Annotated in this window: 12 protein-coding genes and 1 riboswitch; of the genes, 9 read left to right on the top strand and 3 right to left on the bottom strand. The window is 53.4% G+C overall.

Annotated features, from left to right (window positions below):
* Positions 1 to 126 precede the first annotated feature (126 nt).
* Complete coding sequence (locus NST37_RS02815; protein WP_031932586.1) at positions 127 to 1428, bottom strand: homocysteine synthase; 1302 nt, start codon at positions 1426 to 1428, stop codon at positions 127 to 129.
* 81 nt (positions 1429 to 1509) lie between these two features.
* Positions 1510 to 1614: riboswitch (SAM riboswitch) on the bottom strand.
* A 292-nt stretch (positions 1615 to 1906) separates the two neighbouring features.
* On the opposite strand from NST37_RS02815, the gene NST37_RS02820 reads away from it, so the two are divergent.
* Entirely contained in the window at positions 1907 to 2077 is a 171-nt protein-coding gene (locus NST37_RS02820; RefSeq protein WP_003389840.1) for a hypothetical protein, read from the top strand.
* 224 nt (positions 2078 to 2301) lie between these two features.
* Here the strand turns inward: NST37_RS02820 and NST37_RS02825 are convergent, their stop codons facing one another.
* Positions 2302 to 3048, bottom strand: coding sequence for a class I SAM-dependent methyltransferase (locus NST37_RS02825; RefSeq protein WP_339186220.1), 747 nt, complete (start codon positions 3046 to 3048; stop codon positions 2302 to 2304).
* 375 nt (positions 3049 to 3423) lie between these two features.
* On the opposite strand from NST37_RS02825, the gene NST37_RS02830 reads away from it, so the two are divergent.
* The 4 genes from NST37_RS02830 (at position 3424) to NST37_RS02845 (ending at position 6833) form a co-directional block, all read left to right on the top strand.
* A complete protein-coding gene (locus NST37_RS02830) occupies positions 3424 to 4737 on the top strand; it encodes a cytochrome ubiquinol oxidase subunit I (RefSeq protein ID WP_003389838.1) in 1314 nt (437 codons plus the stop codon).
* A 21-nt stretch (positions 4738 to 4758) separates the two neighbouring features.
* A complete protein-coding gene (locus tag NST37_RS02835) occupies positions 4759 to 5784 on the top strand; it encodes a cytochrome d ubiquinol oxidase subunit II (protein WP_339186222.1) in 1026 nt (341 codons plus the stop codon).
* A gap of 72 nt (positions 5785 to 5856) precedes the next feature.
* A complete protein-coding gene (locus NST37_RS02840) occupies positions 5857 to 6171 on the top strand; it encodes a rhodanese-like domain-containing protein (RefSeq protein WP_003389835.1) in 315 nt (104 codons plus the stop codon).
* 38 nt (positions 6172 to 6209) lie between these two features.
* Positions 6210 to 6833, top strand: coding sequence for an SCO family protein (locus tag NST37_RS02845; protein WP_003389834.1), 624 nt, complete (start codon positions 6210 to 6212; stop codon positions 6831 to 6833).
* A gap of 275 nt (positions 6834 to 7108) precedes the next feature.
* Here NST37_RS02845 and NST37_RS02850 read toward each other — a convergent pair whose 3' ends face one another.
* Positions 7109 to 7552, bottom strand: a complete 444-nt coding sequence (locus tag NST37_RS02850; protein WP_003389833.1) for a hypothetical protein — start codon at positions 7550 to 7552, stop codon at positions 7109 to 7111.
* Between the two features lie 341 nt (positions 7553 to 7893).
* Here NST37_RS02850 and NST37_RS02855 point away from each other — a divergent pair, with 341 nt between their 5' ends.
* The 4 genes from NST37_RS02855 to NST37_RS02870 all read left to right on the top strand — a co-directional run bounded on the left by NST37_RS02855 (position 7894) and on the right by NST37_RS02870 (position 12276).
* Positions 7894 to 9573: a ribonuclease J gene (locus NST37_RS02855; RefSeq protein WP_031932584.1), complete on the top strand. Its 1680-nt coding sequence runs from the start codon at positions 7894 to 7896 to the stop codon at positions 9571 to 9573.
* Positions 9574 to 9813: 240 nt separating this feature from the next.
* Entirely contained in the window at positions 9814 to 10767 is a 954-nt protein-coding gene (locus NST37_RS02860) for a bile acid:sodium symporter family protein (RefSeq protein ID WP_024984011.1), read from the top strand.
* Between the two features lie 103 nt (positions 10768 to 10870).
* Positions 10871 to 11302 carry a BrxA/BrxB family bacilliredoxin gene (locus NST37_RS02865; protein ID WP_003389830.1) on the top strand — a complete coding sequence of 144 codons (432 nt, stop codon included), beginning with the start codon at positions 10871 to 10873 and terminating at the stop codon, positions 11300 to 11302.
* 95 nt (positions 11303 to 11397) lie between these two features.
* Positions 11398 to 12276, top strand: a complete 879-nt coding sequence (locus tag NST37_RS02870; protein ID WP_003389829.1) for an aldo/keto reductase — start codon at positions 11398 to 11400, stop codon at positions 12274 to 12276.
* Positions 12277 to 12362 lie beyond the last annotated feature (86 nt).

Genomic DNA, 12362 nt, shown 5'->3' on the forward strand with positions numbered 1-12362 from the left:
TTGGCCCCTCTGCCAAGGAAAAGGAAAAAGGGAAGACCATCGTCCGCGTCATTCGCGACAGAGGGTCGTCCCTTTTGCTATGGCGGGTTCAGGAAAAAGGCTGTTCCCGGCTCGTTAAATGTTCAGCTACACCTTGCTGACCGCTACCGCCGCATGGAGTGCCTGCTCCAGATCAGCGATGATGTCGTCGATGGCTTCCGTACCGACGGAAATGCGGATCATGCCAGGGGTCACACCGGCAGCAAGCTGCTCGGATTCGTTCATTTGCTGATGAGTGGTGCTAGCCGGGTGGATGATGAGCGACTTGGAATCGCCGACGTTTGCCAAATGGGAGAACAGCTTCACCGACTCGATCAGCTTTTTGCCCTCGGCAACACCGCCGCGAATGCCAAAGGTGAGGATTGCTCCCGCTCCTTTCGGCAGGTACTTTTTCGCGAGTTCGTGGTAAGGACTGTCCTCCAGGCCAGGGTAGTTGACCCACTCGACCGCGGGATGCTGCTGAAGATAGCGGGCTACCGCCAATGCGTTTTGGCTGTGGCGTTCAATCCGCAGGTGAAGCGTCTCCAGCCCTTGCAGGAACAAAAAGGAATTGAAAGGAGCCACGGCCGCGCCGATATCGCGCTGGAGCTGCACGCGCGCTTTGATAATGTAGGCAAGCGGTCCGACAGCCTCCGTGTAGACGACGCCGTGGTAGCTCGGGTCCGGTGTGGTCAACCCGGGGAACTTTCCGTTGTTCCAGTCAAACTTGCCGGAATCGACGATGATTCCTCCGATCGCGGTGCCGTGTCCGCCAATAAACTTGGTCGTGGAGTGAACGACAATATCGGCACCGTAGTCAAACGGTCGGCAAAGCAGCGGCGTGGCAAACGTATTGTCTACGATCAGCGGAACTCCGTTTTCGTGGGCGATGGCCGCAATCGCTTCGATATCGGCGACGTCAATTCGCGGATTTCCGATTGTTTCGGTGAAAAGAGCTTTCGTATTTTCGTTGATCTTGGCCCGGAAATTCTCCGGATCGGACGGATCGACGAAATGAACCTTGATCCCCAGTCTGCCCAGTGTATGGGCAAACAGATTGTAGGTGCCGCCATACAGGTTGCTGGAGGAGACGATCTCGTCACCCGCCTGGGCGATGTTCAGGATGGCGAATGTAATCGCAGCCTGGCCGGACGAAGTGGCAAGTGCCCCGACCCCGCCCTCCAAAAGGGCAACGCGCTGTTCAAATACATCCTGCGTCGGATTCATGATCCGCGTGTAAATGTTGCCTGGCTCCTTGAGGCCAAACAGGTTGGCCGCATGCTCCGTATCGCGGAACACATAGGACGTCGTCTGGTAGATCGGCACTGCTCGCGATCCTGTCACAGGATCGACGGATTGGCCGCCGTGCAGGGCAAGGGTTTCCGGTTTCCACTGTTGCTGGTCTGACATGGGCATCTCTTCCTCTCGTCAAAAGATATAAAGAAAACGAAGCCTTCTCCTGAGAGGGGAAGGCTTCGGACATGCCGGGCGGTTTCATCTCTCAGAATCAGCGATTCTGCAGGATTTGGCACCATGCGTCCTTGCGCAGGTTGCCGGGTTTCATCGGGCCTGTCCCTCCACCACTCTTGATGAAATGTTTGCAATTTTCTTATAGTGCTTATTTGGTATTATAAGGGGACAATTTCGGAAGGTCAATCAAATTTCCGACTAAATGGGTGGTTTTTCTGTGATTTCGAGAACGCTGCAATTGCATACTCCGTATATGGCGGTGGCAGCAGCTTTAAAACGCTCGCCCATATAGAACGCAGACACGTAGAACAGCAAGCCATGGAGAGGAGCAGGGGCTGAAGAACCCTTCTGTTCCCGGTGCTGCTGCTGGATTTTCCGGTTTGCCTTACAATAACAATCAGGAGGAGGGGAAAAAGCCATGGAGAACGAGTTTGTAGTAGGCTGGGGAACTTTGTCCTTGATCAATGCGGGATTGGCGCAGGGAAAGAATCGGAGCGGGCGCAACTGGTTTTTTTTGTCGCTTTTCCTGGGCCCGATCGCAACGCTGATCATCGTCGTATGGGACAAGCTGCCGGAAAAAAAGGAGTAGGTGACGGGTCAACATAGAGTGAATCGGACTATTGGAACTGGCTTTGTCCGGAGAATGGCAGGGATAAATAGCCGTTGCAGCCCAAGAGATGAACAAAGTACAAGCAAAGCTCAAGCGAAGTATCAAGCAGAGTTCAAGTAAAGTGCAAGCAAGTCTGGAATTTGGCAAGGGGAGAGCATGACAAGCTCTCCCTTTGCCTGTTAATAGCGGCGTGCCCCAATCCATTAATCTGTCTTTTGCATCACGTAAAACACGTAGCCGTAATAGCTGGAATACTTTCGGTACAGCTCAACTTCCCGGCTGGCTTCTTTCAGCGTCGCGAGCGCGTCCCGGTCGTTCTTGTACCGATCCTGCAGATGACTGATCCGCTCACACATCGGTTCATAGTAGTCATCCCACCAGGCCGAATCCGGCAGAACAAAATGCTCCTGCAAGGTGTAGCCTGCCTCAGCGATTATCCGCAGGTTTTGTTCAACCGTTTTCATGCTCGGGTAAGCCTCAGCCCAAAACCGCTCCACTTCGTCAGGACGTTCATCCCGAAGCCAGCAAAGCTCTGTTGCAGCCAGGTATCCTCCTGATTTCAGCAGAGGACGCCATGCCCGCAGCCCTTCGCCAAAGCCCATGATGTAGATCGCTCCCTCCGACCAGATCACGTCAAAGGAAAGAGGCTCAAAGGGCAACGCAAACATCGAGGCATTTACAGGCGTTATCCGATGGGAAACCCCTGCTTCCGCAGCTCGCCGGGCCAGTTCGTCCAGAAACGGCTGATGCGTATCGACTGCCGTTATCGGGCCGTCCGAAAGCTTTGCCAGCTCCATGGTCTGCATGCCCGGACCGCAGCCAACATCGAGAATGCGAGCATCGCCCGGAATGTTTTTGACATACGAAAAAGCTTTTCGGGTCGAATCATTGTTTCCGGGGCCTTCCCGGGGCAGATTGCTGTGAATGTCAAAGAAAATCTCCATGCTCATGATCAAATTCCCCCTGTTTGTCCTGCTTTCTGTTCATTCAGATGAAGAGGGGACAGGGAAACAATTTTCTGAATGAAGACAAGAAGTTATGATCCCCATCCCTCTTGAATACGAGTAAAAGAGCACGTGCAAAATGCGGACATCCCAACCACTCCTTTTCCGTTTCGTTGCTTCAAATCATACCACAGCAGAGGCGCTTTGGCCGATGACCGAGCATCGCCTTATTTTCGTAACCAATTCGCCGTTTTTCCGTAACCAATTCGTCCTTCGTTGTTCACAGCATAATGCATGCACAAGCCATATGATAAAGAGGATTGTGATCACATTCACATATAACCACTGTGAAAATGTTGTTTTCGGGAGGGGAGACAACGTATGGAACTGGACAACACGATGCTGGCTCGTATCTTGACCTCGTTGACGCTTGGGTTTCACATCATTTTTGCCGCTATGGGCGTAGGCATTCCCGTAATCATTTCGATTGCCGAATGGCTGGGCATCCGGCGCAAAGATCCAATGTACACGCTGATGGCCCGCCGCTGGGTAAAGGGCTTTACCGTGACCGTTGCGGTCGGTGTCGTGACAGGCACCTGTATCGGGCTTCAGCTCAGCCTGCTTTGGCCAAGCTTCATGAAGGTGGCCGGCGAGGCGATTGCGCTGCCGCTGTTTTTGGAGACGTTTGCCTTTTTCTTTGAAGCGATTTTCCTGGGGATCTATTTGTATACCTGGGACCGCTTTAAAAATCCGTATATCCACTGGTTGTTCTCGATCCCGGTCGTGATTGGCTCGACGGCCTCTGCCTTCTTCATCATGACGGTGAACGCGTTTATGAATGCGCCGCAGGGCTTTACGCTCGCAAATGGCGCTATCGTCGACGTGCAGCCGCTCACGGCCATGTTCAACCCGGCTACGCCGACAAAGGCGGGGCACATGATTCTGTCCTCGTATGCAACTTCTGCTTTTATCCTTGCCGCCATCGCTGCATGGAAGCTGCTCAAAGGCAACCGTCACGAGTACTACCGCAAAGCGCTTCACTTCACGGTGGCCCTGGCGCTGCTTTTTTCCTTCGGGACGGCCCTGTACGGCGATTTTGCCGGAAAGTACCTGGCCAAATACCAGCCGGCCAAGCTGGCGGCAGCAGAATGGCACTTTGAGACGAAGCCGCAGGCCGAGCTGATCTTTGGCGGCGTTCTGGACCGGGAGACGCTTGAAGTGAAGGGAGCCGTGAAGCTGCCCTATGCGCTCAGCATTCTCGCGACCGGTTCGCCAAACGGCGAAGTGATGGGGCTGGATCAAATTCCTCGCGAGCTTTGGCCGCCTCTGGTTATCCACTACTTCTTTGACGGCATGGTGGCGATCGGGATGTACATGCTGGTTGTGCCGCTTCTCTATTTTGCTGTTCGCCGCTGGAAAAAGGGGAACGTCCCGAGGCCGCTGTTGCATGCGATTTTCTGGGGAGCGCCGCTTTCAATTCTCGCCATCGAGCTGGGCTGGATTTTTTCGGAGATCGGGCGGCAGCCGTGGATTCTCGTCGGCTACATGAAAACGCAGCACGCGGCTACGACGGCGGACAACGTCGGTGAGATGCTGGTGATGTTCAGTCTTCTGTACGCATTTTTGGCCATCGTTTGCTCGCTTGTGTTGAAGCGGATGTTCAAGAACAAGCCGATTGAAGCCGAGCTGAAGTAGCGGGAAGGGAGGGTATGCGACATGGCTCTGGAAACATTGGCCATTACGGTGCTGTGGATCTTTTTGTACGGCTATATCATTATTGCGTCGATTGACTTCGGAGCGGGGTTCTTCTCGTTTTTCTGCAAAGTCACGCGGCGGGATCATATCGTCAACGCGATCATTGAACGGTATTTGTCGCCTGTGTGGGAAGTCACGAACGTCTTTTTGATTTTCTTCATGGTCGGGCTCATCGGGTTTTTCCCGGATACGGCGTATTACTACGGAACAGCCTTGCTTGTACCGGGCAGCATCTTTCTCGTCCTGCAGTCGCTCCGGGGGTCGTTCTACGCCTTTGCCCATTACGGAGCGCGCAACAGCACGGCCTACTTGTTCGTCTACGGCGTGACCGGGCTGTTTATCCCGGCTTCCCTGTCCACGGTCCTGACAATTTCCGAAGGGGGCTATATCGAGCAGATGGCTGGCGGAGAAATCGTCCTGAATATGGGCAAGCTTTTGACCAGCTCGTATTCGTGGTCGGTCGTAGCCCTTGCGCTGGTGAGCGTGCTGTACATCAGCGCGAGCTTCCTGACCTTTTATGCGGACCGGGCAAAAGACACAGCCGCGGTCAAGCTGCTTCGTTCCTTTGCGATTGCCTGGAGCCTGCCGACGATCTTCGCCAGCTTCCTGGTGTTCCTTTCCATTCACTGGCACAACCCGGAGCATTTTGACAAGATGATGGACATCAGCTGGCTGTTCCTTTTGTCCTTTGCCTGCTTTTGCGGTGCGCTTGCCCTGCAGTTGCAAAAGCGCAGCTACGGCTGGGCGTTCATTCTCGTGATGCTGCAGTTTGCCTTCGCGTTCTTTGGCTATGGAATGGCCCATTTGCCGTACCTGCTCTACCCGTACATTACGATCACGGACAGCATCAACAGCCCCGCGATGGGCAAGGCTCTGGTGATCGGACTGATCGCCGGTCTTTTCCTGCTGATTCCGTCGCTTTTGCTGCTGCTCAAGCTGTTCCTTTTTGACGCCAAGTACGTGCAGGGTCGTCCGATTCAAAAATAGCGTCCGCATATGGTATGATGGGAGACAGTGAAAGCAAGGTGAAAACCTGAGCATACAGGAGGCTGTTTGCAGATGAGCGATCAAGGCGTAAAGGAAATGACCCCGCAGGAGCTGATGGAGAAGCTGGCGGCGAAAGAAGAGCTGCAAGTCGTAGATGTGCGTGAAGTAGAAGAATGGAATGCCGGCCATATCAAGGAGGCCAGGCTGATTCCGCTCGGCTTTTTGCCGCACCGCGTAGACGAGCTGGACAAGGACGTGCCCGTTGTGCTCGTCTGCCGGAGCGGAGCACGCAGCCACATGGCGACCGAGTACTTGACCAATCTCGGGTTTGACGCGGCCAATATGGTAGGCGGAATGCTGGCTTGGCCGGGAGAGACAGAGCAATAGAGAACAGGTAAGCAACAATTGATAGGGAGAGGATTGTCGTGAGTGAAGGAAAACGGGAGCAGGCGACCTTTTTGCAGCGGCACTGGTTTACGCTGGTAGCTGCAGTGCTGATCCTGCTGATCGCCGCCGTGTTTGGCTACCAATACTGGCAAAAGAACCAGCTGCCTGTATTGAAGCAAGTGAATGACTTTTCGCTGGACAACATCGACGGCACGAAGTACACGCTGTCGGAGCACAACGGCAAGGTACGGCTGGTGGAATTCATGTTTACCCACTGCCCGGATATTTGCCCTGCGACCACGTTCAATATGTCCAAGCTGCAGGAGCAGCTGAAGGAAAAGGGAAGCTTCGGAAACAAGGTAGAATTTGTCACCATTACGTTTGACCCCGAGCGCGATACGGCGGACGTGCTGAAAAAATACGCCGAGCAATTCAACGTCGATTTCAGCGGCTGGCAATTCCTCAGAGGAGAGCAGGCCGACATCGACAAGGTGACAAAAGACTTCGGGATGGCGACCCTGAAACAGCCGGACGGCTCCTACGTCCACACCGCCCGCATCTTCCTCCTCGATCAGGACGGAAAAATGCGCCGCGCTTACGGAATGGCGTCCGATATGGACATGGACCAAATCCTGAACGAAATGATTCAACTGGCTGACTGATAAAAATCTAAGGGCGAGCATCAATATCGTCCCGACATGAACAATCCCTCCCGTGCAGTGCGTGGCTTGCAGCCGTGCCCTTGCAGGGGAGGGATTGTTATTTATGAAAAGACGATTTTGTTCAGGAGCGGAGCAGCTCTAGTATTCTTTTCTTCTCCTGCCCCCCAAAGCCCGACCCAGCAGGCCTTTCAAATTCATGTCTCCAATAGTCAGTCACCTTCCCCCCCAAAATAAAAGAGCCCATCCGCATACGCAAACAGGCTCACCGACTATCGCTATTCTCCGCGCTTCTTTTTCTTCCACTCCAGCTTTTCCACCCTGGCGACCGCCCAGTCTCCGCCGTTCTTTTCCAGAACATGCACATAGGAAATGCCGTCCTCCGTCGTCTCCAGCACATACCCCTCATCTTCATCGTCGCTTACGTAGAGCGAGGTAATTACGCTGTTCTTTTGTTTGCTTGCAACGACTGAACGAACAGCGTCTTCATACGCTTCCGTTTTGTCATTGCCCATGATGATCCGCACGGGAATGGCATTGTAGTTCAGGAAATTGGGGCTGATCGGCCGGGAGTCAGAATCCTTGCTTTTGTCATATGCAAATCGTTCCAACGGCAGTTCTCCGGTAAATTCTTCTTCTGCAGCACTGGTTGTCGAGTGATTCCAGCCGAGTGTCCCGGCTACCAACAGGGTACATGCTCCTGCCACAGCAATCCTTTTCATCACGCTACCACCCGCTTTTTTTGACCGGATATGTGGGACTTGCATCTTTCGCTGATCCATGGAAAAAGTAAGCAAGCACCCTAAATAGGATATCATGAAAACGGACATTTGTAAATTTATTCCAGTGCCCCGTTGTTGGATCAAAGCTTATGTCTTGCTTGGGTTACTTATAATACTTATGTAGGATGTGCAGGTGGTATGCTTAAAGCGTGTATGCAAACGTAGAATCCAGACGGACCGACTTTCCTTTCGGATGCATTTTGGCTAGACTGAATGAAAAGAACGTGCTGGGTTGTGATACAATAAATATGGCATGCATTGGTTCGGGTTTCCAACAAAACATGCACGTTGAGGTAGGAGGAAAGAAGTTGAGCGAAGTTAAGATTTTCGCGATGGGCGGTCTCGGCGAAATCGGAAAAAATATGTACTGTGTCGAGTATGAAGACGAGATCGTGATCATCGACTGTGGGGTGAAATTCCCCGAGAATGAGATGTTTGGGATCGACCTGGTCATTCCGGACGTTTCTTACTTGATCAGCAATCAGCACAAAATCAAGGCGCTCTTGTTGACACACGGCCATGAGGATCACATCGGCGCCATTCCGTACATTCTGAAGCAGATCAAGATGCCGATCTACGGCGGACGCCTTACCCTGGGCTTGGTCAAGGCAAAGCTGGAAGAGCACCGCATGCAAAACGAGGTCCAATTGATCCCGATCTCGGAGGAAACGGAGATTCCGTTCCAAAACATGAAGGCCACATTCTTCAGAACCAATCACAGCATTCCGGATTCGCTCGGAATCGTGCTGGAGACGCCGGAGGGCTTGGTCGTTCACACGGGTGACTTCAAGTTCGACATGACCCCTGTCGGAAAAACAACCGAGTACGGGAAGATTGCCAAGATCGGCAGCTCGGGAAATGTGCTGGCGCTGCTCTCCGACAGCACGAACAGTGAGCGCTACGGCTTTACAATGTCCGAGCGCACTGTAGGCGAAGGCATTCTGGACGTGGTGAGAAAGGCGCGGGGCCGTATTATTTTGGCTACGTTCGCGTCTAATGTGCATCGTCTGCAGCAAGTGGTCGATGCCGCCGCCGAGTGCAACCGCAAAGTGGCGGTAATCGGGCGCAGCATGGAAAAGGTGTTTTTGATCGGACAAGAGCTGGGCTACATCACTATGCCGGAGGGCATGCTGATCGACATCAAGCACATCGACAACTACGCGGACAACCAGGTGCTGATTATTTGTACAGGCAGCCAGGGTGAGCCGATGGCAGCCCTAACCCGGATCGCGTCCGGCTCTCATCGCAGTGTTTCGATTTACCCGGAGGACACGGTGATCATTTCCGCGTCGCCGATTCCCGGCAATACGGTCAACGTGAGCCGCACGATAGACAAGCTGTACCGGGCAGGAGCCAATGTCGTTCTCAACTCGGCCTTTGACATTCACGCGTCGGGCCACGGAAGCAGCGAAGAGCTGAAGCTGATGCTCAACTTTATCCGGCCGAAGTACTTCATCCCGATTCACGGGGAGTACAGGATGCTGAAGACTCATTCCAAGCTTGCCCAGCAGGTCGGCATCGAGGAAAGCAACATCTTTATCATGGACAACGGCGATGTGCTGAACTGCACCCGCGAGAAGGCGTGGTTGAGCAAGGTTCCGGCCGGCATCGTCCTGATCGATGGCAGCGGAGTGGGCGACGTGGGCAACATCGTGCTCAGGGACCGCAAGCATTTGGCCGAGGATGGCTTGATGGTCGTCGTAGTCAGCCTGGATATGAAAAACTTCAAGATTCTCACCGGCCCCGACATCGTCAGCCGCGGCTTCGTCTACGTGCGCGGATCCGAGTCGTTGATCCAGGAGGCGACCGTTCTCGTCCGCCAGCGCCTGCAGGAAGCGCTGGACAAGAAAATCAAGGAATGGTCCGAGCTGAAATCCCAGATCAACGAAGTGATCAAGCCGTTCATTTACGAAAAAACGGGCCGCAACCCGATGATCCTGACGATCCTCATGGAAGTGTAGGTAAAGAACATTCTAGCGCCAAAAGGTTGTTCAATAGGAAAGGCCATTGTCATTACACTAACTTGACGATGGCCTTTTCAACATGCGGTCCGACGATGGCAGTCTTTCATACGTTGTTTTCATCAACACGTACTCTCGAAAAAAAGCCCGTAGACTGCATTTCATGATGGCAATTTCAAATTCAGTCAATTATAATAAATACTAATTTTTTAATTATAGATAAACTAAGGAGTGCTACAAGTGGAATCGTTAGAAAAGTTAAGCAATTTCGTCGGCAAAACATTTGCCATCTGGGTGCTGTTGTTTGCGGCCCTGGCCTTCTTTTCCCCCGACGCATTCAAATGGATCGGAAAGTACATTACGCCGTTGCTCGGCATTATCATGTTCGGTATGGGGTTAACCGTATCGCCGTCCGACTTCCGGGAAGTGTTCCGCCGTCCCAAGGACGTAGCGGTCGGCGTACTCGGACAGTTCCTGATCATGCCGCTGCTCGCTTTCGGCTTGGCGAAGGGATTGCAGCTTCCTCCTGAGATCGCTGTCGGCGTCATCCTCGTCGGCTGCTGCCCGGGCGGTACTGCCTCCAACGTCATGACGTATCTGGCAAAAGGGGATGTCCCGTTGTCTGTAGCGGTTACTTCTGTCACCACGCTGCTGGCGCCAATCGTAACGCCTGCGCTCATCCTGCTGTTTGCAAGCCAATGGGTACCGGTGGATGCGCTGGCCCTGCTCTGGTCCATTCTGCAAATTGTCATCATTCCGATCGTTCTTGGATTTATCGTCAAAACGTTGTTCAAAAAACCGGCGGAAGCGGGAGCAAAGGCACTGCCGCTGGTCTCCACCATCGCCATCGTTGCGATCGTAGCAGCTGTCGTAGCCGGAAGCCAGCAAAAAATCGCGACGACCGGTCTTGCTATTTTCGGCGTCGTCATGCTGCACAATGGTCTCGGACTTTTGCTCGGCTACTTGTTTGGAAAACTGTTCGGCATGAACAGAGCGAAACAAAAAGCGATCTCCATCGAGGTCGGCATGCAAAACTCCGGCTTGGGCGTAGCAATCGCCACGGCCCATTTCTCCCCATTGGCTGCAGTTCCGAGCGCGATCTTCAGCGTTTGGCACAACATCTCCGGCCCAATCGTGGCGACGATCTTCAGCCGGATGAAAAACGAACAGCAAAGCCTGGACAAAAACACCTGATCAAGGTGTTTTTGTGTTTTTGCACTTCCGACATTCTCCTTGGGCACAAGAGAGGGTATAATAGGGATAAGTGAATCGTGATCCACAAAGGAGAGAATGCCAAATGATGTCCTATGAGGCATATATGAGCCAAGTCATTCAACCGATGCGTGACGAGCTGACACGTGTAGGTTTTACCGAATTGAAGACGGCGGAAGAAGTTGAAAAAGCCTTTTCAGAAATGAAGGGGACGGCTCTTGTCGTCGTCAACTCCGTATGCGGCTGCGCGGCTGGTCTTGCCCGTCCGGCTGTCGCTTATTCGATCAACCACGAGAAAAAGCCGGACCATCTGTACACGGTCTTCGCGGGCCAAGATAAAGAAGCGACGGCAAAAGCGCGCGAGTACTTCGAAGGCTACCCGCCATCCTCTCCGTCCTTTGCTTTGATGAAAGACGGCAAAATCATGACCATGATTGAGCGCCATCAGATCGAAAACAACGATTTGCCGACCATCGCCAAGCTGCTGACCGACGCATACGACAAATACTGCGGATAACGTGCAGCACATCATAACAGACTGTCAACAAGACGCTCCGAAGGGGGCGTCTTGTTAAATCGTAGCCCCTTTTTCACTTGGAAAGGATGAGAACAATGCTTACCCGTTCGTTTGGACGAGACTCCCACCAGGTTTCCTTGCTTGGCTTTGGCGCCCAGCGGATTGTAGACGAGCATGATTGCACGGAGGAACAGGCGATTGCGATCATCAGGCGCGCTGTAGAGCTCGGAGTCAATTACTTTGATACAGCACCCAGCTACAGCGACGGACAGTCCGAATCGCGGGTCGGGCTGGGCTTGCGCGGATTGCGGGACAAGGTGTGGATCGCCACAAAAACCGGAGGCCGTACGAGGGATCTGGCTTTGCGAGACTTGGAGGGCAGTCTGAAGCGGCTCGGGACAGACTACGTGGATGAATGGCGGGTGCATAACGTCATGCAGCCGCATGATCTGGAAGCCGTTTTTGCCAAAGGCGGGGCGCTGGAAGCGCTGATCGAGGCGCGGGAACAGGGAATGGTCAGAAAGCTCAGCATCAGCGGACATACCGACCCCCGGCTGCTCGCCGAAGCGATCCGCCGTTTTCCGTTTGACAGCGCTTTGGTCGCTCTATCCGCACTTGATCATTTCATCTACAGCTTTGCCCATGAGTTCGTGCCGCTGGCGGTGGAAAGAGGGGTCGCTGTGATCGGCATGAAAGTAATGGCGCTGGGACAGTTGGCCCCCTGGACCGAGCAGGCGCTGCGCTATACGTGGAGCTTGCCTGTATCGACTGCCGTCTTGGGCGTCAGCAAAATGAACGAGCTGGAAGCCGATGTAGCCGCAGCGAATCGTTTTGTTCCGATGACGGACATCGAACGGGTCAGCTTCTTTCAACAGATCATGCCGCTGGTCCGTGCGGATGTGCTGCGCTGGAAAGCAGGCGAATGGATGTCCGGAGAGTGGTACCGGCAGCCGAAGCTGGCGTGGGAAGAGTAGAAGAGAAGCAAGCTTGACTATAAATACACAAAAAAATAAATACACAAAAAAGAACGCGGGATTGTCATTGAACTACTCCTCATTTG

It is taken from the genome of Brevibacillus sp. FSL K6-6036 (genome assembly GCF_037964015.1).
Classification (GTDB): domain Bacteria; phylum Bacillota; class Bacilli; order Brevibacillales; family Brevibacillaceae; genus Brevibacillus; species Brevibacillus borstelensis.

Bases quoted from the DNA above. Each gene is read 5' to 3' on its own strand.
- NST37_RS02815 (WP_031932586.1), bottom strand. From the start codon at position 1,428: ATGTCAGACCAGCAACAGTGGAAACCGGAAACCCTTGCCCTGCACGGC.
- NST37_RS02820 (WP_003389840.1), top strand. From the start codon at position 1,907: ATGGAGAACGAGTTTGTAGTAGGCTGGGGAACTTTGTCCTTGATCAAT.
- NST37_RS02825 (WP_339186220.1), bottom strand. From the start codon at position 3,048: ATGAGCATGGAGATTTTCTTTGACATTCACAGCAATCTGCCCCGGGAA.
- NST37_RS02830 (WP_003389838.1), top strand. From the start codon at position 3,424: ATGGAACTGGACAACACGATGCTGGCTCGTATCTTGACCTCGTTGACG.
- NST37_RS02835 (WP_339186222.1), top strand. From the start codon at position 4,759: ATGGCTCTGGAAACATTGGCCATTACGGTGCTGTGGATCTTTTTGTAC.
- NST37_RS02840 (WP_003389835.1), top strand. From the start codon at position 5,857: ATGAGCGATCAAGGCGTAAAGGAAATGACCCCGCAGGAGCTGATGGAG.
- NST37_RS02850 (WP_003389833.1), bottom strand. From the start codon at position 7,552: ATGAAAAGGATTGCTGTGGCAGGAGCATGTACCCTGTTGGTAGCCGGG.
- NST37_RS02855 (WP_031932584.1), top strand. From the start codon at position 7,894: ATGCACGTTGAGGTAGGAGGAAAGAAGTTGAGCGAAGTTAAGATTTTC.
- NST37_RS02865 (WP_003389830.1), top strand. From the start codon at position 10,871: ATGATGTCCTATGAGGCATATATGAGCCAAGTCATTCAACCGATGCGT.
- NST37_RS02870 (WP_003389829.1), top strand. From the start codon at position 11,398: ATGCTTACCCGTTCGTTTGGACGAGACTCCCACCAGGTTTCCTTGCTT.